The organism is Anaerostipes faecalis (assembly GCF_018982945.1).
Taxonomy (GTDB): domain Bacteria; phylum Bacillota; class Clostridia; order Lachnospirales; family Lachnospiraceae; genus Anaerostipes; species Anaerostipes faecalis.
The window spans coordinates 45,478-66,718 of record NZ_JABRXE010000008.1; the positions used below are offsets into that span (position 1 = coordinate 45,478).

Annotated in this window: 22 protein-coding genes, 1 other RNA gene, 1 pseudogene and 1 other annotated feature; of the genes and pseudogenes, 1 reads left to right on the forward strand and 23 read right to left on the reverse strand. The window is 37.1% G+C overall.

Features of this window, described 5'->3' with window-relative positions:
* Window positions 1-96: 96 nt before the first annotated feature.
* Both KTB61_RS09545 and KTB61_RS13375 read right to left on the reverse strand, forming a co-directional pair.
* A complete protein-coding gene (locus KTB61_RS09545; RefSeq protein ID WP_216697381.1) occupies window positions 97-1,014 on the reverse strand; it encodes an SIR2 family NAD-dependent protein deacylase in 918 nt (305 codons plus the stop codon).
* A gap of 84 nt (window positions 1,015-1,098) precedes the next feature.
* A pseudogene (locus KTB61_RS13375) lies at window positions 1,099-1,449 on the reverse strand (pyridoxamine 5'-phosphate oxidase family protein).
* On the opposite strand from KTB61_RS13375, the gene KTB61_RS09555 reads away from it, so the two are divergent.
* On the forward strand, window positions 1,352-1,855 hold the full coding sequence (locus KTB61_RS09555) for an Rrf2 family transcriptional regulator (protein WP_330656362.1): 504 nt from the start codon (window positions 1,352-1,354) through the stop codon (window positions 1,853-1,855). The pseudogene KTB61_RS13375 and the gene KTB61_RS09555 overlap by 98 nt on opposite strands.
* Window positions 1,856-1,953: 98 nt before the next feature.
* Here the strand turns inward: KTB61_RS09555 and KTB61_RS09560 are convergent, their stop codons facing one another.
* From KTB61_RS09560 to KTB61_RS09660, 21 genes are all read right to left on the reverse strand, one after another.
* Window positions 1,954-2,727, reverse strand: a complete 774-nt coding sequence (locus tag KTB61_RS09560) for an ABC transporter ATP-binding protein (protein ID WP_075758421.1) — start codon at window positions 2,725-2,727, stop codon at window positions 1,954-1,956.
* Window positions 2,724-3,605 carry an ABC transporter permease gene (locus tag KTB61_RS09565; protein ID WP_075758420.1) on the reverse strand — a complete coding sequence of 294 codons (882 nt, stop codon included), beginning with the start codon at window positions 3,603-3,605 and terminating at the stop codon, window positions 2,724-2,726. The genes KTB61_RS09560 and KTB61_RS09565 overlap by 4 nt, the downstream gene beginning before the upstream one ends.
* 19 nt (window positions 3,606-3,624) lie before the next feature.
* Complete coding sequence (locus tag KTB61_RS09570; protein WP_216697382.1) at window positions 3,625-4,644, reverse strand: ABC transporter substrate-binding protein; 1,020 nt, start codon at window positions 4,642-4,644, stop codon at window positions 3,625-3,627.
* Between the two features lie 77 nt (window positions 4,645-4,721).
* Window positions 4,722-4,961: a binding site (T-box leader), on the reverse strand.
* A gap of 58 nt (window positions 4,962-5,019) precedes the next feature.
* Window positions 5,020-5,658: a cell wall hydrolase gene (locus tag KTB61_RS09575; protein WP_075758418.1), complete on the reverse strand. Its 639-nt coding sequence runs from the start codon at window positions 5,656-5,658 to the stop codon at window positions 5,020-5,022.
* Window positions 5,659-5,718: 60 nt separating this feature from the next.
* Window positions 5,719-6,888, reverse strand: a complete 1,170-nt coding sequence (gene nagA / locus KTB61_RS09580) for an N-acetylglucosamine-6-phosphate deacetylase (protein ID WP_075758417.1) — start codon at window positions 6,886-6,888, stop codon at window positions 5,719-5,721.
* 66 nt (window positions 6,889-6,954) lie between these two features.
* Window positions 6,955-7,686 carry a glucosamine-6-phosphate deaminase gene (gene nagB, locus KTB61_RS09585; RefSeq protein WP_216697383.1) on the reverse strand — a complete coding sequence of 244 codons (732 nt, stop codon included), beginning with the start codon at window positions 7,684-7,686 and terminating at the stop codon, window positions 6,955-6,957.
* Window positions 7,673-8,503, reverse strand: coding sequence for a MurR/RpiR family transcriptional regulator (locus KTB61_RS09590; protein WP_075758415.1), 831 nt, complete (start codon window positions 8,501-8,503; stop codon window positions 7,673-7,675). The genes nagB and KTB61_RS09590 overlap by 14 nt, the downstream gene beginning before the upstream one ends.
* A gap of 19 nt (window positions 8,504-8,522) precedes the next feature.
* On the reverse strand, window positions 8,523-9,206 hold the full coding sequence (locus tag KTB61_RS09595; protein ID WP_075758414.1) for an N-acetylmannosamine-6-phosphate 2-epimerase: 684 nt from the start codon (window positions 9,204-9,206) through the stop codon (window positions 8,523-8,525).
* 325 nt (window positions 9,207-9,531) lie between these two features.
* Window positions 9,532-9,879, reverse strand: an RNA gene (rnpB, locus tag KTB61_RS09600) — RNase P RNA component class A.
* Between the two features lie 41 nt (window positions 9,880-9,920).
* The gene (locus KTB61_RS09605) at window positions 9,921-11,576 is read right to left on the reverse strand and encodes a nucleoside kinase (RefSeq protein WP_075758413.1); all 1,656 of its coding nucleotides are present in this window, start codon (window positions 11,574-11,576) and stop codon (window positions 9,921-9,923) included.
* Window positions 11,577-11,622: 46 nt separating this feature from the next.
* Window positions 11,623-12,414, reverse strand: a complete 792-nt coding sequence (locus tag KTB61_RS09610) for a Nif3-like dinuclear metal center hexameric protein (RefSeq protein ID WP_075758412.1) — start codon at window positions 12,412-12,414, stop codon at window positions 11,623-11,625.
* Complete coding sequence (locus tag KTB61_RS09615) at window positions 12,404-13,099, reverse strand: tRNA (adenine(22)-N(1))-methyltransferase (RefSeq protein ID WP_216697384.1); 696 nt, start codon at window positions 13,097-13,099, stop codon at window positions 12,404-12,406. Before KTB61_RS09615 ends, KTB61_RS09610 begins: the two co-directional genes overlap by 11 nt.
* 9 nt (window positions 13,100-13,108) lie before the next feature.
* Entirely contained in the window at window positions 13,109-14,200 is a 1,092-nt protein-coding gene (gene rpoD, locus KTB61_RS09620; protein ID WP_075758410.1) for an RNA polymerase sigma factor RpoD, read from the reverse strand.
* Between the two features lie 36 nt (window positions 14,201-14,236).
* Window positions 14,237-16,009 (reverse strand): DNA primase, encoded by a 1,773-nt coding sequence (gene dnaG, locus KTB61_RS09625; RefSeq protein ID WP_075758409.1) that lies wholly within the window; start codon window positions 16,007-16,009, stop codon window positions 14,237-14,239.
* A gap of 88 nt (window positions 16,010-16,097) precedes the next feature.
* Complete coding sequence (locus tag KTB61_RS09630) at window positions 16,098-17,108, reverse strand: deoxyguanosinetriphosphate triphosphohydrolase (RefSeq protein ID WP_216697385.1); 1,011 nt, start codon at window positions 17,106-17,108, stop codon at window positions 16,098-16,100.
* Between the two features lie 63 nt (window positions 17,109-17,171).
* Window positions 17,172-17,930, reverse strand: a complete 759-nt coding sequence (locus KTB61_RS09635; protein ID WP_075758407.1) for a sigma-70 domain-containing protein — start codon at window positions 17,928-17,930, stop codon at window positions 17,172-17,174.
* Window positions 17,931-17,943: 13 nt separating this feature from the next.
* Window positions 17,944-18,768, reverse strand: coding sequence for an undecaprenyl-diphosphate phosphatase (locus tag KTB61_RS09640; RefSeq protein ID WP_075758406.1), 825 nt, complete (start codon window positions 18,766-18,768; stop codon window positions 17,944-17,946).
* Window positions 18,769-18,849: 81 nt separating this feature from the next.
* Window positions 18,850-19,089 carry a DNA-directed RNA polymerase subunit omega gene (gene rpoZ, locus KTB61_RS09645; RefSeq protein WP_075758405.1) on the reverse strand — a complete coding sequence of 80 codons (240 nt, stop codon included), beginning with the start codon at window positions 19,087-19,089 and terminating at the stop codon, window positions 18,850-18,852.
* An 11-nt stretch (window positions 19,090-19,100) separates the two neighbouring features.
* Window positions 19,101-19,718 carry a guanylate kinase gene (gene gmk, locus KTB61_RS09650; protein WP_075758404.1) on the reverse strand — a complete coding sequence of 206 codons (618 nt, stop codon included), beginning with the start codon at window positions 19,716-19,718 and terminating at the stop codon, window positions 19,101-19,103.
* Window positions 19,719-19,732: 14 nt separating this feature from the next.
* Window positions 19,733-20,614 carry a YicC/YloC family endoribonuclease gene (locus tag KTB61_RS09655; protein ID WP_216697386.1) on the reverse strand — a complete coding sequence of 294 codons (882 nt, stop codon included), beginning with the start codon at window positions 20,612-20,614 and terminating at the stop codon, window positions 19,733-19,735.
* 92 nt (window positions 20,615-20,706) lie between these two features.
* A complete protein-coding gene (locus tag KTB61_RS09660; protein WP_075758402.1) occupies window positions 20,707-21,240 on the reverse strand; it encodes a Holliday junction resolvase RecU in 534 nt (177 codons plus the stop codon).
* Between the last annotated feature and the right edge of the window lies 1 nt (window position 21,241).

Consider the following 21,241-nt stretch of genomic DNA (forward strand, 5'->3'; position numbering starts at 1 on the left):
TTAACATAACTATCATAAAAGTATTCTATAGAAAATCAAAAATCCATCAGACTTATCATATGTCCGATGGATTTCTGTTTGAAATATGCTAGAGTTTTATCTTACTCTTTTGTCAATTTTATTTTTCATTCCGACTTTAATCGCAATATCTTTCACACTATTCTGCATATCCTTATTAATTCCAATTGCCTGTTTTCCAAGACTTTTCGGCACGACTGCCTCATCTCTGTTCAATCGGATCAGAATCATATTTTCTTTTCTAGATGCAAGATACTCAAATGGAAATCTTATAATTGCAGGTGTATTGAAACCGATTCCAAGTTCAAACAGCACGGTTTTCTTATTTTCACATTTCTCTAAGAATTTTTCAAAGTTTTCCTCTGCCTGATGCCATGTATCATCCTCAACAAAATACTGATCACATCTTAAATTCATAGTCATTGGTTCCCCGCACACAGGACATTTAGGTACCATGTATGAAGGTACCAGGCAGTTTTTTCTAGCCTGATGCATCTGGATCATCATCTTTTCATCATCATAGATTTTCTTATGACATCCTTTAAGACACTGAATATAACCGTAATCGCCTTGAACAGCAAAAATATGGTCTTTTCCAAAACCAGCTTTATAAAACTGGTAATCTGCATTGGTGGTAAGTACAAAATATGGCTTATCCTTTACAAGTTTATATAAAATCTGATAAAGTTCCAAAGCCTGCGGCTCTATCCTGTTTACATACACATGCTTAGACCAGTACCCCCATCTTGCCTCTTCACTTTGAAATGGATAAAATCCCGCGCTGTACATATCTGTCATTCCATACTTTTCAATAAACTCAGCAAAATTATCCGTAAATCTTTTTCCACTATAAGTAAGACCTGCCCCTGCACCGATCAGGATATAGTCTGCTTCTTCAATGACTTTTGCAGCCTGTGCAATCTGTTCATCATATTCTGTTTTCTGAAAAATATAATCTCCTGCGGGTACTCCACATAAAAACTCCTGAAATGTCATATAACTGCTCCTCTCAAATCTGATCTACCAAAATGCCATGCTTTCACCTGCATCTATATGCATCAATTTTTCCTGCTTCTATGACTAGAATTCATAAGGTGGATTGCCTGAGAAGTCTGCAATTACACCATGAGCATCCTCAAGATAGAATACTTCAAATGCCGGATTATCTGCCGTCTGATAATTGCTCTTTACGATCGGGTTCTCAAGTTCTGCTTCCTTGATTGCTTTATCATCTACAAATTCTGCCTTCCCGCTAAGGCGTATCCACTGATACTATGGTGAAGAAACACTAATCTGAATATATGGATTTTCCTGCAATTCCTTATAAACTTCCTTGAAATTACCAGTATTAAACCAAAGTTTACCATCCTTTTCAAAGCTGAACATAAAAGGACGGCACTTCGCCTTTCCATCAAGACTTACTATCGCGATTCATATTTTACTTTGTATTTATCAGTTTTCAGACGAAGAAAAGGTTACTTCCAATTTTCTCGCAGGAAGTATTGGTGTAAACCCTGTTATCATTAGAAATGTACTTCTTAAATTACAGAATGCAGAGCTTGTAACAACTGCTGCAGGAGTTGGCGGGTCAAAACTGACCAGAGATCCGGCTGATATCACTATGCTTGATATTTTTAAAGCAGTGGAAGATTCTGAAGAATCACTCTTCCATTTCCATGAAAACCCTAATCCAGAATGTAAAGTCGGACATATCATTCATGCTGTATTGGATGACCGCCTTGCACTTATTCAGCAGGAAATGGAGAACAGTATGAAATCTGTTACAATACAATCAATCATTGATGATATGAAAAAGAAACAGCAGGAAATGATTTAGCATAACACGGTCTTTTCTAATGAAATGAAAAACCACTTAAAAAGGCGACAAGAGTTATTCTCTGTCGCCTTTTCCTTACATATATGAAAATCTTTCCTTTAATTTCCTGTTTCAATACTAATCTGATTAAACTGATCCAAAAGATCATCCACATTCAGATTATCTTTATCTTTCCCTGCTTTGTCAAGAATCGCCTGACCTTGATGCATCATGATCAAACGGTTTCCGTATTCTATTGCATAACGAAGATTGTGAGTTACCATAATGGTTGTTAATCCCTTTTCTTTTACAACCTTTCCAGTAAGTTCCATAATCAGCTCTGCCGTTTTGGGGTCCAGCGCAGCGGTATGTTCATCTAAAATCAGAAATTCGATAGGTGTCATAGTTGTCATAAGCAGTGCCATCGCCTGTCTTTGTCCTCCGGATAATGCACCAACTTTGCTTCCCATCATATCTTCCAGACCAAGACCTAACTGACTCAACAACTCACGATAATAATCGATACGCTTTTTATTTGTTCCAAAACCAAGGCCGAAAGGTTTTCCTTTATTATCTGCTAAAGACATATTTTCAAGAATTGTCATCGATGGACAGGTTCCCATAGCAGGATTCTGGTATACGCGCCCTATTTTCCGCTGACGGACAAATTCTTTCTGATGAGTAATATCTTCTCCATTTAACATAATGTTTCCAGCCTCTGCCTCAAGACTTCCACAAATTAAATTCAGCATAGAAGTTTTTCCAGAACCATTACTTCCAATAACAGAAATAAAATCTCCATCCTGAATGGTTAAATTAAAATCCTTAAATAGACAAACCTCATTTACTGTTCCAATATTATAATATTTATCAATATGCTGTAATTCAATCATGCTTTCACCTTCTTCTTGCGGTCCATGCTGATAACCAGAATAATCAGGAACAATGCCGCTGTAATCATTTTCAGATCTGAAGCCGGAAGACCAACTTCAATTGCAATTGCTACACAGGCTTTATAAATTACAGAACCAATCACAACCGCAGTGGTAGCTTTCAATAAATTTCCTTTAAATACATTGGTTCCAATAATAACACTAGCCAGGCCAATAACGATGGTTCCAGTTCCCATGGAAATTTCAAAAAACCTCTGCTGCTGACACATAACACTACCTGCCAGAGACACAAGTCCGTTGGAAATTGCCAAACCTACAATTTTTACAAATCCGCTATCTTTTGCTAAAGATGTTACAATTGTCGGATTGTCACCTACTGCCCGAAGTAAATATCCTGATTTTGTTTTTAAATAAAGATCTAAAAGCACTTTCGCAATTACCATTACAATAAAAATAATAATCACAGTCTTATAAGGCATCAATACTTCAGGAAATAATCCATTTACAACATCATTATCAAAAATGGACTGGTAATTAAATAGAGGCACATTGGCACTTCCGCCAACAATCCTTAAGTTTAGTGTATAAAGTGCTGTCATGACAATAATACCTGATAAAAGATCTCGTACCTTGCATTTTACATGAATCAGTCCTGTAACGATTCCAGCTAATGCACCAGCTGCAGTTGCAGCCAGCAATGCCAGAAATGGGCTTTTTCCAGATGATACCATGACTGTCGTAATCGCAGCTCCCAATGGGAAGGTGCTGTCGACAGATAGATCAGGAAAATCCAGTATTTTATATGTAATATATACTCCCAGCGCCATAATCGCATAGATAAATCCCTGCTCAAATACGCCGATAATTAATTGTTCCATAGTGCTCAACATCTCCTAATTATTTTGCAGCTTCAATTTTATTAAAAGTCTGCTTTGCCTGTTTCTGTACGTCTTTTCCAATGGTCATGCCGATTTTTTTAGCTGCCGCTGTATTAATAATAACATCTCCATCTTTAAAAGATTCATACTTCATTTCTTTTGCTTCTTTTTCACCTTTTAAGATTTTTGCAGCCATTTCTCCTGTCTGTTCCCCTAATTTAATGAAGTCAATTCCGACACAAGCTACACATCCTAGTTTTACCTGTTCTACTTCAGAACCAAATACTGGAATCTTTGCTTTGTTTGCTTTTTCCAGATATGTCTGCATATTGCTGACAACAAGATTGTCTGTCAGGTTTGTTATACAATCTACCTTTTTGATCAGGCTGTCTGCTGCCATTGGCATATCAGCAGATGCTGAAATTCCCTGTGTGATGATCTTGAATCCATATTTGTCTGCTACTTTTTCATAAGCTTCAATACCCGCTTTAGAATTTGCCTCATTTGTACTATATAAAATTCCAACATTCTTTGCTTTTGGCATCATCTGGCGAATTAATTTCAGCTGTTTATCTGCCAGAACCATGTCAGATGTTCCTGTAATATTTCCAACGTTGTTTCCATCTTTGTCTACAAATCCTGCTGCCTCTGGAGAAGTAATCGCTGTATAAACAACCGGTGTATCTCCATCTTTTACTGCATTATATGCACTTTGTGCACTTGGTGTTGCAATGGCACAAATCATATCCAGTTCCTTTGATGCAAAGCTGGATGCAATCTGATTATCTGTTGCTGTATCTGCCTGAGAATTTTTATAGGTTATGGTTAAATTCTCACCTTCCTTAATTCCCTCATTTTCTAATCCTTGTATAAATCCTTTTCTACAGTTATCCAGAGATCCATGTTCTGCAAACTGAAGAATTCCGATTTTGTAATTCTTATCTTTACTTTCCTCTTTTTTACTTCCACATCCTGTCATCATTGTCATTGCCATAACGGTTGCAAGTCCTGCTGCTAAAATTTTTTTCATATTTCTCATTGTTCTGTTCTCCTTTTTATTCCAGTTTACTAAATCAAATTGAAAAATAGAAAAATAAAAAGCCCCAAGCATCATCTGCTTGAGGCGAAATATCCGCGGTACCACTCAAATTGACATCATAAAACATGTCCACTCTCATCATATACTATCATATATGCCCACTGTGATAACGGGTCGGGTGCCCGGCGACTCCTACTGCTACTTCAGAATCACCCTCGAAAGTCCATTCATCAGGGAAGTCATGCTGCAATCCCACCACCTGCAGCTCTCTGAGATTCCTTCAAATCCTGCTTACTACTCTTTCTCAACGGTTTTTTTTCTATTTGTTTAAAATCATAATACTTTTGGAGAATGATGTCAAGAAAATTTTTTACATTATTTATAAAAAGAATGTCCCTCATAAGTAAACAGCATGGTCAGATTGTTTTCAAACCAAGATACATTTCGTGGATTTGCCATTGTTTTTTCTACAAAATATAATGCCCCTTCTGAGTAATCTTCTCCTTCTAATGCTCGTTTTACACTTTCTCTGGAACTCTTTGTTACATGAACAGCATCATATCTTCCATCTGCTGTAGGTGAAAACTGAACTTTTCCATTTTCTCTCTGAAACACAACTTTTTCAATAGAATCAGGAAATTCCTTGGAACGAACTCTGTTTAATATAACATTAGCAACTAAAATCTTACTTTTTATATCTTTGTCCGTAGCTTCTGCTTCCACAATTCGTTCCAAAACAGCTCGTTCTCTGGTAGTTATCTGATGACTGGTACCTGGAATAAAAACAGGTTTTTCCAAAATTTTCTTTTCCAGATTAATTTTTGTTATCAGCTGTGCATGTAGCAAATAATCTCTCTGTTCTTTTAAAAGTCTCGTCTGTACCAGATGTTCCATTTTTTCATTACTTTCCTTAGGCAGCCGCATAAACTCACTGGCACAGACATTCTGTCCAAAACTGCATAGCCCAATAGAACATACAATGGCTGCAATTTCTATTTTTTTCTTCAATATCACATACGCTCCTTTAATATAGTGTATGCATCTTTGAAAAAAATATTCTTACAGAAAAATAAATTATTCTAACAATTTTCCATCTTTTATTACAGCTTTCAAATTCAACTCTTTATCCCATAAAACAAGATTTGCTTTTTTGCCTTGTTGAATCGAACCATACAGTTTATCAATTCCAAGACTCTTGGCAGGATTAATAGTTGCACATGCTATTGCTGTTTCCAGCGGAATCTGCATTTCCCTGACAACTGTTCTGACACAATCAGGCAGTGTAGTCACTGAACCTGCCAACGCTCCATCTGATACTAAAGTTGCATGCTTTCCCTTTACTTTTACATCCAGCCCACCTAAAGTATACTGTCCGTCCGGCATACCTGCTGCTCTCATACTATCACTTATTAAGACCATTCGTTCTTTACCTAGCATTTCAAAAGTTGCTCTTACAGTTGCTGGATGAATATGAATACCATCACAGATAATTTCTGCCATTACATGTTTACTGTCAGCTACTGCACCAACAACACCCGGTTCCCGATGAGTAAATGGAGGCATTGCATTATACAGATGAACTGCATGATTTGCCCCTGCGTCAAATGCTTTTTTTGCCTTATCATAGTCTGCATTGGTATGAGCAAGAGAAACTGATACTTCTCCTTTTACAGTCTTGATAAACTCATCTGTATCACTTTCTTCTGGTGCAATTCCAATGAATTTTACCAGTCCATCTGCAGCTTTTTGAAATCTTCGGTATACATCTATATCACAGGGAACAATGTTTCTTTCATCCTGAGCTCCCTTTTTGATTTTGCTTATAAAAGGACCTTCCATATTGATTCCTACCAGATCTGCTCTGGAAATCATATTCTCTTCCAGCTGTTTCTTTCTGTAATCTGCCCCTGTCTTTAGAATCTGTTCCAGTTCTGCTACCGGCAATGTCATTGTAGCCGGAGCAATGGAGGTAACGCCGATAGAAGCCTCATATCTGGCAATCTGGTCTATTGCTTCCAGGGTTCCATCGCAAAAATCATAGCCTTTACATCCGTGAAAATGCAGATCGATCATTCCAGGAATACAATAACATCCTTGTCCATCAATAATTTCTTCATTTTCATTATTTATGCATTGAGGTTCAACCCCCTGCATTACCTGTTCAATTCTATCAGATTTTGTGATTATGATTCCGTCTTCAAATTTATTTTTTTCTGTATATACTTTTATATTTTTTATAATCATTTTCACTATCCCCATAGTCATTTTTTATTCCATATAGCAGAAAAAACGCCAAAGGCGTTCTTTCATTTATTTTGGCATTTTAGATAACGCTGCTTCGTCTGCAACCAATGTTACATCTGGATGAAGCTGAAGAATAGAACCTGGTACTTCTGGAGTAATTGGTCCGCAAACAGATGCTCTCACTGCTTCTGCTTTTTCTTCACCACTTGCTACCAGCAGAATTTTCTTCGCACTTAAAATTGTTCCGATTCCCATAGAATAAGCCTGTTTTGGAACGTCATCTGCAGAAGCAAAGAATCTCTTATTTGCATCAATAGTGCTTTCCAATAAATCTACACAATGAACTGCTTTATCAAATGAATCAGATGGCTCATTAAATCCAATATGACCGTTACGTCCAATACCTAATAACTGAAGGTCTGCTCCGCCAAAAGATCGAATAAGCTTTTCATATCGAACACATTCTGCATCTGGATCTTCAGCAATACCATTTGGAAGATATGTGTTATCCGGATTAATATTTACTTTATCAAATAAATGTTTATGCATGAAATAGTAGTAGCTCTGATCATTTTCTTTATTCAGACCTTTGTATTCATCCAGGTTTACTGTAGTTACTTCTGAAAAGTCTATATCCCCTTTGTTATACCATTCTACCAGCTGAGCATAAATTCCTTCTGGTGAGGAACCTGTTGCCAGTCCTAAAACACAGTCTGGTTTCATGATAACCTGTGCAGAAATAATATTTGCTCCCTGTCTGCTCATTTCCTTGTAATCTTTTGCTTTAATAATTCTCATCTTTTTCTCCTTTTAATGCTTTTACTGTGTTATCATGTAATGCTGCTTTTTTTATTTTATCTTGTTTTACATAATAAGAATAAATCAAATCCAGCATAATTAAAATTGGAAACTGCGGTGAAATAATATTTCCATAATTTAAATATTTTAATGACGGAATCAATACCATTTCATCACAAAATTCACTATAGTCTTCCTTGTTTTTTCCAGTAATCAAAATAGTCTTTGCTTTTCGCCTGCGCGATTCCTGCAACATATTCAATACGCCTACTGTATCACCGCTAATGCTGATGCCAATGACAAGATTGCTTTCTTTTTGAAATACTGCCTGCATTTTCATTAAATCTGTATCCTGTATGGAATTAATGTCCACTCCTATTCTCATGAATCTTAATTCCATTTCTTTGGCCGCAATTCCAGAACTTCCTTTACCACATACAAAAACTCTTTTGGCCTTATTCAGGCTATCACAAATTCTTACAATCTGCTCTTCATCCATCAGGCTGTATGTTTTATTTAGTAATTCCTGATACGCATTTAATACCATTCTGGTATGATTTGCAATGGACTCATTTTTTTCAACAAAAGTCTGTTCATATTGGTAAATAAATTCCCGATATCCCCGGTATCCGCATTTTTGTGAAAATCTGGAAAGTGATGCTTCTGACACAAATAGCCTCTCCGAAATGGATCTGGCTGAGAAATCAACTTGTTCCTGATTTTTCATAAAAAAATCTGCAATCACCTTTTCCATTGGTGTAAAATTTTCATAATTAGATTCAATAACCGGTACAACTGATTTCACATAATATTCCATATCATCTCTCCTGTTTAAATTACAAAGCTTCTACGAAGGATTTTGTAATCAACTGTGGTCTGGTTATAATAGAACCTACCACTACACTGAAGGCACCGAGATCTATGACCCTTTTTGCTTTTTGCGGAGTATTGATATTCCCCTCGGCAATCACACGATGTTTTACATTTTCAAGAATCTTTCTTAAAACTTCAAAATCATTTTCGTCTATCTTCAGATGTTTACTTTGTTCTGTATATCCGACTAAAGTTGTCCCAATAAAATCAAAACCTAGCTCATCTGCATGGATTGCTTCTTCCACCGTAGAACAATCTGCCATTAAAAGCTGATCCGGATATTTTTCTTTTATCTGATGAAAAAACTCATCTATAGTTTGTCCATCCGGTCTGACTGAGCCAGTTGCATCCAATGCAATAATTTCAGGTTTCACTTCCATTAATTCGTCGACTTCTTTCATAGTTGGTGTAATATACACTTTACAGTCTTCGTAATTTCGCTTTACAATTCCTATCACTGGTAAATCTACCTGAGATTGAATCTCTTTGATGTCTTCCCTGGTGTTTGCACGAATCCCAACGGCACCGCCTTCTTTTGCAGCTAATGCCATTCTTCCCATTATAAAAGAAGAATGTAACGGTTCTTCCGGCAAAGCCTGGCAGGAAACGATTAACTTGCCTTTTAATCGTTCTACTTTATCATTCATCTCTCTTACCTCCTTTATCTGCATTATATTTATATTTGATTTTATTTTCAATAGTTTATGCCAATTCTGAAAGTACTTTCTTTTTTTTAAATTTTATAAACTTTACTCCTGATTTTTTGCTGAATTTTATAAAACATTCTCTCGGTTTCTGCAATTTCTTTCGATAAAACTACGATTTGTAAAAAACCTCTTAAGTAATACCATTACCTAAGATGTTTCTTGCATATTTGCATAATTTATCAATATTTTTATCTGATACCTTACCAATATAATAAAGAAATAAAAAAGACATCTGCCATTATTTCAGCAGATGTCCTTTCTTCATATGTTTAGCCAGCCGATAAGCCGGGTTCTGTCGTTGAATGGTCATCTATCTCGACTTACTGTTACCAGCAAGCTCCAGCGACCCACCTGAAAACAAATCGGGCCAATTTATAGTTTTCATTTCGGTCTTGCTTCGGATGAGGTTTACATGTGCCCTGTCTGTTACCAGACAGGCGGTAAGCTCTTACCTTGCCTTTCCACCCTTACCATAAAAATGGCGGTTTATTTCTGTTGCACTAGCTTGAGGGTCACCCCTACCGGACGTTATCCGGCATCCTGCCCTGTGAAGCCCGGACTTTCCTCACCATTTCCCTTTCGTCTGAAATGGCGCGACCATTTGTCTGACTAAACACAAACGTCATCATAACATACCTTGTCATTTAGTGCAAGTTAAGTTTCAAAACAGCTTCCACCAATAAACTCCCGCAAAAGAGAGCTTTTTGGGATATCCTCGCTTTTAATATTCATAAAATAATCCAGAAAATTCAACAGCCTCTTGGCTTCCTGATACTCCGGACAATCCTGTGGCACAGCAAATAACAAAGGCTCTGCATATTGTTTTAACACTGCAAGCTCATAAATCTGTGCAGAATTAAACATAATATCCGCTTCTTCCTGATAAGGAAAAATATTATCTTCTTCCCCTTTTCTAACAGAATCCCAACGGGCAATGGTGTCTCTTGCATCATTCCCACGGCGCATGGCATCTCTTACAATCCTCCGAAGAAGCCTTCCATCAGAACTTGGAATACGATTGTGCTCATCCAGGTTTATCTGGCTTAATGCACTTACATAAATTTTGTATTTATTTTCTTCAGGAATATTGGCAGAAAGAATACCATTTAATCCATGGATTCCTTCGATTACCAGAATATCATCTGATCCGATCTGCAGTTGATTTCCTCTGTATTCACGCTTTCCGGTAATAAAGTTATATGTTGGCATGGATATTTTTTCTCCATTCAGCAAGCGATTTATATGTTCTGAAAACAATTCCACATCCAGAGATGCTATAGTTTCAAAATTATAATTTCCTTTTTCATCTTTTGGAGATTTTTCACGATCATAAAAATAATCATCCAAAGCAATGGGGTGGGGATGTTTTCCTGCAATTTCCAGCTGAATCGATAGTCTGTGAGAAAAAGTGGTCTTGCCGGAAGAAGATGGACCGGCAATTAATACAATTCGTTTTTTCTGCTGGACAATTTTATCTGCAATATCTGATAGCAGTTTTTCCTGTAATCCTTCCTGAAGAAGAATCAAATGACTGGTCTTACCTTCTGTAATTACTTCATTTAATGCACCAACCGTATCAACACCTAAAGTCTTACACCATTCACGGGATCTCTGCATAACACGAAATAATTTAGGCTGAGGATAAAAACGGGCAATTTCTTCTGTTTGATGACGCTTCGGTGTCTGAAGTACCATTCCATCCTGATATGAAGACACAAGAAACGTTCCGATATAGCCTGTAGAAGGTGCCATATATCCGTAAAAATAGTTATCATATCCATCTAAGGAATAAATATTGGTCCTGGATTCTCTTCTAAAACGAAACAGTCTCTGCTTTTCCCTTAAACCGGCTTGGGCAAAATACTTCCTTGCCTGAGATGTGTCAACGGATTTCTTTTCAATAGAAAGATCTGCCTTATATAATTCCTGCATTCGTCTTTGAATTTTATCTGCCAGTTCTTTATCTACCGTCACTCCATCCATTAAAAACTCACAAAAAGTACTGTTCCCTATGGAATAATTAATGGCAATATCATCTGCTGCACCCTTTCCAAGAACATCTTCACATGCTTTTAAAAACATAAACATTGCTGTTCTCTTATAGGTCATATATCCAGCCTGTTCCTCCAATGTTACAAATCTGACATAACTATCTTTTACCAGCGGATAAAACAGCTCTTTTAACTTTCCATCTGCATAGGCCAGTAAAATTTCAGACTCTTCTGGTTTTTGAACGACCTTTGCCAATTGAGCCAGCGTAGTCCCCTGCTCTACCTGATAGACTGTCTGATTGACTGTAACATGTATCATAAACATCACCCCTTTTTAGAATGTCTTTGACTTTCTTTTTGCGTGTTTATATTATAACTTTAAACGGACTTCCTGCTTTCAAAGAAATTATTTCACATTCCGGAAGTTTTTTCTTTAAAAGCTCTTCCATATCATCAATAAAAACCTGTTCCAGTCCATAATGTCCCGCATCGATAACTGTCAATCCCATATCAACAGCATCTAATCCTTCATGATGTCCAAAATCTCCTGTAACAAGTACATCGGCCTCTTTTTCCATTGCCTCTTTCATTAGACTTTTTCCAGAACCTGGAACAACTGCAACTTTCTCTATTTGCTGCTGTGGATCTCCATAAATCATAACTGAATCAAGTCCAAAATCATTTTTCACTTTTTTTGCAAATTCCTGTAATGATTTTTTTTCTTTAAATGTACTAATAAAACCAATTCCTTTATTATCTGATGCCAATGCAGGATTAGATGAAATTTCCACTGGTGCATCTGCAGTAAGACAAAGTCGTCTTCCTACAGCATCACACATTCTGTAAACATCATAATTGGTATGCATTCCATAACAGCAAATATCATTGCGAATCAGTGTTAGCAATTTCTTCTGGAGGAAATCATCACTGGTACATTTTTGAATTTTGGAAAATATTACCGGATGGTGTGCAAGAATAAAATCAACATTTTCTTTTACAGCCATTTCCACCACTTCATTGGTTATATCTAAGACTACAAGAATTTTCCTTACTTCCTGTTCCATATCTCCCACAAGAAATCCCGGATTATCCCAGCTTTCTGCTCCATCTAAAGGCACTTCCCTCTCCAGAAATTCTACCACATCTCTACATTTCATAATATCCCAATGCCTCCCTTATATTACAAAGCATGGTTTTAACTTCTTTTTTTCTGATTTTTATATGTTCCTTTGATTCATCGGTTAATGTTGCACATATTTTTTCATATTTCTGATATTCCAGATCCAGGTATTCCAAAAGTACTGGATGTTTGTCTAGAATCAGATTCTGGCCAAACAAATAAAAACATTCTTTTTTATACTCTTCATGTCCATGAACAGCTCTCATGATCATATAATATTTTCCATCTTCACAAAGCATCTCTTCTTCTAAAATGCGAAAGTTATGATCATGAAGAAAATGCCTTACTTTTTCAAGATGAGACTGAGGAGAAAGAATAAGCTCTTTCACCGAATCAAGCTTATCTAAATCCTGTTCCAGAATACGAACCACGAGATCTCCACCCATACCTGTTATTATAATAGAATCAACCTCCTTTTGAGGAAGTTGATTCAATCCGTCAGAAAGAATACAGACAATTTTATCTGCTGTATTTGTTTCTGTAATATGTTGTTTTGCACGGTTCAGCGGCTCTTCATTGATATCCATAGCAAAAGCTTTTGGACAACAGCCAGTCTGAGTCAGGTAGATTGGTATGTATCCATGATCCGTTCCAATATCTGCTGCACAATAACCTTCTGTTACAAAAGAAGCAATCGTTTTTAAACGGTTTGATAATTCCATTTCTACACCTTAATCCAAATAATCTTTCAATTTTCTGCTACGGCTTGGATGTCTTAATTTTCTTAATGCCTTCGCCTCGATCTGACGAATACGCTCTCTTGTTACATTAAATTCTTTACCGACTTCTTCCAAAGTACGTGCTCTGCTGTCATCTAATCCAAAACGAAGACGAAGAACTTTCTGTTCTCTTTCAGTAAGAGTACCCAAAACTTCATCCAACTGTTCTTTTAAGAGAGTAAAAGCAGCTGCGTCTGCAGGTACTGGTACATTTTCATCCTGAATAAAATCTCCAAGATGACTGTCTTCCTCTTCTCCAATTGGAGTTTCCAGAGAAACCGGTTCCTGAGAAATTTTCAGGATTTCCCGAACCCTGTCAACCGGAATATCCATTTCTTCTGCAATTTCCTCTGGAGATGGTTCTCTTCCCAGCTCCTGAAGCAGCTGTCTGGATACACGAATTAATTTGTTGATTGTTTCCACCATATGCACAGGAATTCGAATGGTTCTTGCCTGATCGGCAATCGCTCTTGTGATTGCCTGACGAATCCACCATGTTGCATAGGTACTGAATTTATACCCTTTTCGATAATCAAATTTTTCAACAGCTTTAATAAGTCCCAGGTTTCCTTCCTGAATCAGATCAAGAAACAGCATACCACGTCCTACATAACGTTTTGCAATACTGACCACCAGTCGAAGGTTTGCTTCTGCCAGTTTTTTCTTAGCAGCTTCATCTCCTTCTTCCATACGTTTCGCAAGCTCAATTTCTTCATCTGCACTTAAAAGAGGTACCTTTCCAATTTCTTTCAGATACATACGTACCGGATCTTCAATACTGATTCCATCAGGCACAGCGATTTCTGTTTCATCATCTAAGTTATCTTCCAGATCATCGTCAGTATCTTCTACCGCTGCCAGAGTCAGCACATCGATTCCATTCTGCTCCAGATAATCATAAATAGCCTCCATCATATCAGAAGTAAGCTTCATATCCTTAAAATATGTCTCAATCTGTGCATACTCCAGAAAATTCTTATTCTTTTTTCCTAATTCTACTAATCCAGCCAGTTTTTCACTGAATTGTTCCATTGTACCTTCCATAATTCGTCCTTTCTTCTCTCTCCTATTTTAACCAACCTATAATGAAATATGCAATTTTGACAATCTGCCTTTTTCCTTAATCAGCTCCTGCCATTTCAAAATATCGCTGGTTGAATTCATCTGTTGTTCGATGCTGTCTTCTTTGACCCGTCGAACGATATCTGTCAGTGCTTTATCATTATCTTCCGGCGAAGGTTCCATTTTTAATTTAGTATTAAACAGCTCTGCTATTTTATTCTGATCCTCAGGATCCGTATACTGATTCATGATCTTCGCAGGAATTACTTTCCTCTCTTCTTCATATTGTGAAAAAAGCATCAGTGCGGCACCATGATAAATTGGATCATAAAAATCATCCGGACCTATGAGTCCCCGAAGCTTTTCAAACAGAATTGGTTCATTGACCAGCCATGTAAGCAAAAGCTTTTGCGGTTGTTTCTTTTTACTCTCTCTGATATCCTCTCTTCGGATACTTTTTTCTTCATTTTCTTTCTTTTGCACTTCCTGTCTTTGTACATAGCCACTGGTTCCATAATAATTGACCAAATCAGAAAATTCTTTCTGTGCCATATAGTATTCACGGGAAACTGCATCAATATAATTCTTTCGCTCCAGCGGTTCTTCAATTACTGCCAGAAGCTTGGCTGCTTCATGCTGAAACTTTGTTTTCTCTTCCGGATCATCCTGATTATATTTTTTTGAAAGAACTTTTACCTGAAACATAAAACTGCTTACAGCTTTCCTGATTCGCTCTTCCAGAGCCTCAGCGCCCAGCTCTTTAATAAATTCATCCGGATCCTTATATGGAGTTAAATCCAACACCTTCACTGTCAGTCCAGCATCTTTCAAAATAGGAATCGCCCTTAGAATTGCCCTCTGACCGGCTTCATCACTATCAAAAGATAAAATGACATTTTCCGTATATCTGCGAAGAAGTGTTCCATGTCCACTGGTAAATGCTGTTCCCAATGCTGCTACCGCATTGGTAAACCCTGCCTGATGCATGGATATCACATCCATATATCCTTCACAAAGAATAATTTCATTCTTCCTGGAACTTCTTGCGAAATTTAATCCATAAAGATTTCGGCTTTTATCAAAGAGTTTTGTTTCTTTGGAGTTTAGGTACTTAGGTGTTCCATCGCCCATAACTCTTCCTCCAAAGCCTATCACACGGTTATTGACATCCACAATCGGAAACATGACCCGGTTCCAGAATTTATCACTTCCTCCCCGCTGTTCATCAATATTTACCAGTGCAGAATCTTTTAACTCCTCATCACTATATCCCTTGCTTTTTAAGAAACGATACAGATCATCGTTATAAATATCTGCATACCCAAGTCCAAATCGTCGAATAGTCTCTTCTGTAATGCCACGTTTCTTCAAATATTCAAGTCCCTTTTCTCCCCGCTTCTGATGAAGCAGATAATAGAAATAATTGGCTGCAAGCTTATTCATTTCCCTTAATCTTGCTTTTTCATCCATCTGTTTTTTAGCTTCATCATCTAATTCTTCCTCTGGCAGTTCCATACCTGCACGGTCTGCCAGAAATCTGACAGCCTCTGGAAATGAGAAATTTTCATATTCCATCAGAAACGTATAAATGTTTCCTCCGGCTCCACATCCAAAACAGTAATACATCTGCTTGTCCCTGCTCACAGAAAAAGAAGGAGACTTTTCATTGTGAAAAGGACACAAGCCAAAATAAGAGCTGCCCTTTTTCTTTAACGATACATATGAAGAGATAAGATCTACGATGTCATTGCGGCTTCGCACCTCTTCAATAATATCTTCTCCATAAATCACATTTGTCCCTCCTTAAAAGTTCTCTCCATATATATTATTCTACATATTTTCTCTGTTTCCTTTTTATTTTACATAAAAATATGAATTTCTATTTTCCTATCCAGAATTTTGGAATAAAAATCTCTTTGTATGTTTCTATTGCAAAATGATCCGTCATTCCGGCTATATAATCACATACTGCCTGTTCTTTTGTCTCTCCCTCATTTTCAATTCTTAAAAGATTATATTCTGGAAGTTTTTCAATGTGAAAGAGAAAATATTCATATAATGGCTCGGTAATATGTGAAACCTTTTGTTCTTCCCTTTTTGTTGCCGGATCCTGATAAACGTTTTCAAACATAAATCTTCTCAGACCAAACATGGCATTATGTACTTTTTCTGACATGATAATATCATTCCTGCCTTCACTTTCATTGACAATATCAAGAATCATAGTATTCATTCGTTCCCTGACCGTATGACCCAGAATATCTGTGTATTCCATAGGGAGATCCTCTTCTGTAATTACTTTTGCTCTAATAGCATCATCCACATCATGATTGATATAGGCTATCTTATCTGCAAGGCGTACAATTTTTCCTTCTAAAGTAGACGGATTGCTGGCGGTTGAATGATTTTCCATACCATCCAGCACTTCCCATGTAAGATTCAGCCCCTTCCCGTTTTTTTCCAGATACTGAGCTATCCGCACACTTTGCATACTATGTTTGAATCCCATTGGATGCATGTCATTTAATACACGTTCCCCTGCATGACCAAAAGGTGTATGTCCCAGATCATGCCCCAGTGCAATAGCTTCTGTCAGCACTTCATTTAAGTTAAGGGCACAGGCAATAGTTCTGGCATTCTGTGAAACTTCCAGTGTATGAGTCAGTCTTGTCCTGTAATGGTCACCTTTCGGTGATAGAAAAACCTGTGTTTTATCTTTTAAACGGCGAAAAGCCTTACAATGCAGTATCCGATCCCGGTCTCGCTGAAAACATGTCCGGATCTCACACTCCACCTCAGGCCTTTTTCTTCCTTTTGTATTTATACTTAATGTCGCATAGACACTTAAAAAATCTTTTTCAGACTGTTCCTGCTTTTCTCTGATATTCATACACGGACCCTCCTGACTATATAGCATACACCACCTGGCATTTTGAATCCTTAAAATCGAGAATTATCTCACATCTGGTGTAATATCTGTTTCCATTACAGAAAGTGCATCTAATGATATTTTCATTATGTCCTTAATCTCTTCCACTGTCATGGATAAATAATCAGCCAGTTCCTCTGCCTTGGGTTCTCTTCCTAACTCTTTTGACAAATGAGTGGATGCTTCATCCAGCCGATTGGCTTTTAATGCCATCTGCTGGCTTACACTATCTGAACCTCTTTGCAGTGCAATAGCATCCAATATGGAATCCTCAATTGCCTTTCTGGCATGACGGAGAAATCCTTCTTCATCATTACCACGATAAGCAGCCATAGCTTCAAGAAGCCCGATATTTCCCTCTTGAATCAAATCAGCAAATAAGACTCCCTTCCCTCTATGGTTTTTAGCAATTTCAACTACAGCAGGAAGCAGACAGGAAATCACCATATCTCCATTATCTTCTCCCTGAAACCATGCCTGAAGCATTGCTTTCTGTTCTTCTTCACCTGGAAGATCCATATTTCTCAGTTCCTCTTCATAAAAATGAATGGCGGCACTTTCTTCCTCCGCTTCTTCATTCTCAGAATTCCCGGATGTTCCTTCATAACCAATCACTCGAATGCCTGCCTCTACATAACTGTCAAATAAAAGTTTCTGCGCTTCTTCATCCAGTGAATAATCACTAAAATATGTAATCAGTTCCTCTTTTGTAATCTGGTTGCCATTGGTTTTTGCAACCGCCAACATTTCTTCCATTCCTTTTAAAAATGCATTTTTATCCATGAACTATCTCCCTTTATGCTAATGCAAAATAAGCAATCACAAGAATACCAAGAATAATTCTGTATACCCCGAAAGCTTTAAAATCATTATTTTTAATATAGCCAAGTAAGAATTTAATTGCAATAACAGACACAATGAACGATACTGCCATTCCTGTTATTAAAACAATCGCTTCCATACTTGTAAAATTCAATCCGAATTTCAGTATTTTTATAAAACTTGCACCAAACATAACTGGTATTCCCAGGAAAAATGAAAATTCCGCTGCAACTGTTCTGGAGCATCCAATCAATATTCCTCCAAGAATAGTTGCACCTGATCTTGATGTTCCAGGAATCAGTGATAATACCTGAAAAACTCCGATGGCCAGAGCCATTGGATAACTAAGTCTGCCAAGATCATTCATCGGTCTGCGCCTGTTCTTTCGATTTCTGTTTTCAATCACAATAAACAAAATACCATAAATAATCAGCATCGCTGCAACAACCGGAGGGTTATAAAGATGTTCATCCAGCCAGTCATCCAAAGGAATACCTATTACTGCTGCAGGAAGGACAGCCAAAATAACCTTTGACCATAAAATCATGGTTTCTCCTTTTTCTGTACGACTTTTGCTAGGTGAAAAAGGATTCAATTTATGAAAATACAAAACCACAACAGCCATAATAGCCCCAAGCTGAATGACCACATTAAACATCTCCATAAACTCTGCAGACATGTTCAATTTGATAAATTCATCTGCAAGAATCAAGTGTCCGGTACTGCTGATTGGAAGCCACTCTGTAATTCCTTCCACAATACCAAGTATGATTGTTTTTACTAATAATAAAATGTCCATATTCTTCTCCCTTAGATGTAATAATCTTCAAAGTGGAAACAAGGGTGCTTAGGAAAACCTAACCACCCTTTGTCCTATGTTCTATTCTTCTGCGTCGTCATCTCCAAGAATTTTGACTTTTTCCTGTCTTAATTCTTCTACAGCTGTCGATAATGGTTTTTCTTCATCTGCATCTTCAACCAGTGGCATATCTCCTGCAATAATCTGTCTAGCACGTTTTGCACTTGCAAGTACAACAGAATAACGGCTGGAAATAACCTTTTCATCTTCACTGTCCCCATTGATAACTTTCATTAATTCTGTATATGATGGATGTAACATAATCATTCCTCCTATAATTCATTTAATCCTTTTTTTGTTTCTTCAATAAACTCAAGATTATTTGCAAGCAGACATTCCTTTGCCTGAACGATTGCATGAACCCGGTCAACACATTCCTCTAAATCATCATTAACGACTATATAGTCATATTTTGACATATCTTCGGATTCTTCTTTTGCACGATTCAGTCTTTTCTGTATGATTTCCTCAGATTCTGTTCCTCTTCCAACTAACCGTTCTTTAATGGCTGCTGCACTTGGAGCTGTAATAAAAATCAAAAGTGCATCTTTATACTGATTTTTTATATTAAATGCTCCCTGAACCTCAATCTCAAGAATGACATTATGTCCCGCTTTAAGTTCCTCTTCTACAAATTTACGAGGTGTCCCATAATAATTATCAACATATCTAGCATACTCTATAAATCCATTATAATCAATAAGATTCTTAAATTCTGCCTCTGTCTTAAAGAAATATTCTCTTCCGTTCTCTTCTCCAATGCGAGGGCTTCGTGTTGTAGCAGAAATAGACAGACTGTATCCATACTTATCAACCAGCTTTTTTGCTACTGTTCCCTTTCCAACACCTGAAAATCCGGAAATTACCAGCAATGAACCTCTTTTTCCCATCTTCATATCCCTTCTTATTCTATATTCTGAATCTGCTCTCTGACTTTTTCCACATTGGTCTTTAACTCGATTGCATGCTCAGATAATGCAACATCACTTGATTTTGACAGGATTGTATTTGCCTCACGATTCATTTCCTGGGCCATGAAATCAAGTTTTCGTCCAATACTTTCGTCTGAATCCAGAACATCTCTCATGGAGCGAATATGACTCTGCAGTCTGACAATCTCTTCATCTACTGCAATCTTATCAGCATATAATGTTACCTCCGCAGCAATTCTGCTTTCTTCTATACCAGAATCCTCCAGAAAATCTTTCACTTTTTCTTCCAGTTTTACACGATATTCCCTGATAATGTCCGGTGAACGTTTTTCAATAAACAAAACGTCCTCTTCCATCTGTTTTAATTTTCCAAGAAGATCTGCTTTTAAATTAGATCCCTCTGCAGTTCTTGTCTCTACAAAATTTTCTGCTGCCTGGCGTAATGCACCTTCAATCAGCGCCCACCACACTTCCTCATCCTGTTGTTTCTCTTCAATTGTAACAACTTCTGGAAATCTTGCCAGACTGGAAGCGGTAATATCCATTTCTATTTGAAATTCTTCTTTCATTTTCTGAAAAACTTCCATATATTCACGAGCCATTTCCTTGTTATAGTGAAGTCCGACTCCTGTTTCAGATAAATCCTCAAAGGATACATAGATATCAATCTTTCCTCTGCTGACATATTCTTTCATAATGTTTCGAATCTTTGCTTCAAACATTGAGAATTTTTTTGGAAGTTTTAAAGACAGATCACAATATCTATGATTTACTGATTTCATTTCAACTGTGACTTTTTGATTACTGGTATTGGACATTTCTCCATATCCAAACCCTGTCATACTCTTTATCATACATCTATCCTTCTTCTATATGTAATCTATCCGGGTTTCCGGATTATAAATTTTGTCAGTGAATTTTATTATACGCAAATATAGACTTTTCGTCAATCATTTGTCTGCAATACCTTTTGAAGACATTCCAGATAATGAAGAATCATCCCTTTTTTCAGCGGAACAAAAAAACCTATATCCAGTTCTTCATACTTGAAATGTTTGGGACCTCCCTTTTTTCCACGATTCCAATAGGTCATCATCTCTTCAAAAGAAAGAAAATAACAGGCATGTCGATTGGTAAAATAAATCAGAAGGAAACTGATTCCGCCCTGCTCTTGAAATTGTTTCATAAAATCAATCTGATGCTCGTGAATATTTTGAAGCGGAAAAACATCTGATGCACATTCTTTAGCATCAAAACAGATGGGAATTCCCTGTACTACACCTATATAATCCACAGTGCTCTTCTGATCAAAATATGCAAGTGTTATTTGCCTTTTTGTCTTATCAAAACGAACCGGCTTAATAGATGTTGGAATTTTCTGGACCAGAGCCAGTTTCTGTTGTCTGTATTTTTCATTGGTATAATTAATAAGTTCTTCCAGAACAGAACCTCTCAACCCTTTTACATTCCAGCTTCCCATA

What these genes read in the sequence shown, in the direction of transcription:
- KTB61_RS09630 (WP_216697385.1), bottom strand. Translation starts at nt 17,108, where the DNA reads ATGAATATCAGAGAAAAGCAGGAACAGTCTGAAAAAGATTTTTTAAGT.
- KTB61_RS09615 (WP_216697384.1), bottom strand. Translation starts at nt 13,099, where the DNA reads ATGGAATTATCAAACCGTTTAAAAACGATTGCTTCTTTTGTAACAGAA.
- KTB61_RS09610 (WP_075758412.1), bottom strand. Translation starts at nt 12,414, where the DNA reads ATGAAATGTAGAGATGTGGTAGAATTTCTGGAGAGGGAAGTGCCTTTA.
- rpoD (WP_075758410.1), bottom strand. Translation starts at nt 14,200, where the DNA reads ATGGAAGGTACAATGGAACAATTCAGTGAAAAACTGGCTGGATTAGTA.
- KTB61_RS09635 (WP_075758407.1), bottom strand. Translation starts at nt 17,930, where the DNA reads ATGGATAAAAATGCATTTTTAAAAGGAATGGAAGAAATGTTGGCGGTT.
- gmk (WP_075758404.1), bottom strand. Translation starts at nt 19,718, where the DNA reads ATGGGAAAAAGAGGTTCATTGCTGGTAATTTCCGGATTTTCAGGTGTT.
- KTB61_RS09655 (WP_216697386.1), bottom strand. Translation starts at nt 20,614, where the DNA reads ATGATAAAGAGTATGACAGGGTTTGGATATGGAGAAATGTCCAATACC.
- KTB61_RS09640 (WP_075758406.1), bottom strand. Translation starts at nt 18,768, where the DNA reads ATGGACATTTTATTATTAGTAAAAACAATCATACTTGGTATTGTGGAA.
- KTB61_RS09660 (WP_075758402.1), bottom strand. Translation starts at nt 21,240, where the DNA reads ATGGGAAGCTGGAATGTAAAAGGGTTGAGAGGTTCTGTTCTGGAAGAA.
- KTB61_RS09570 (WP_216697382.1), bottom strand. Translation starts at nt 4,644, where the DNA reads ATGAGAAATATGAAAAAAATTTTAGCAGCAGGACTTGCAACCGTTATG.
- KTB61_RS09605 (WP_075758413.1), bottom strand. Translation starts at nt 11,576, where the DNA reads ATGATACATGTTACAGTCAATCAGACAGTCTATCAGGTAGAGCAGGGG.
- KTB61_RS09595 (WP_075758414.1), bottom strand. Translation starts at nt 9,206, where the DNA reads ATGAATGATAAAGTAGAACGATTAAAAGGCAAGTTAATCGTTTCCTGC.
- nagB (WP_216697383.1), bottom strand. Translation starts at nt 7,686, where the DNA reads ATGAGAATTATTAAAGCAAAAGATTACAAGGAAATGAGCAGACAGGGA.
- KTB61_RS09560 (WP_075758421.1), bottom strand. Translation starts at nt 2,727, where the DNA reads ATGATTGAATTACAGCATATTGATAAATATTATAATATTGGAACAGTA.
- KTB61_RS09545 (WP_216697381.1), bottom strand. Translation starts at nt 1,014, where the DNA reads ATGACATTTCAGGAGTTTTTATGTGGAGTACCCGCAGGAGATTATATT.
- KTB61_RS09565 (WP_075758420.1), bottom strand. Translation starts at nt 3,605, where the DNA reads ATGGAACAATTAATTATCGGCGTATTTGAGCAGGGATTTATCTATGCG.
- nagA (WP_075758417.1), bottom strand. Translation starts at nt 6,888, where the DNA reads ATGATTATAAAAAATATAAAAGTATATACAGAAAAAAATAAATTTGAA.
- rpoZ (WP_075758405.1), bottom strand. Translation starts at nt 19,089, where the DNA reads ATGTTACATCCATCATATACAGAATTAATGAAAGTTATCAATGGGGAC.
- KTB61_RS09590 (WP_075758415.1), bottom strand. Translation starts at nt 8,503, where the DNA reads ATGGAATATTATGTGAAATCAGTTGTACCGGTTATTGAATCTAATTAT.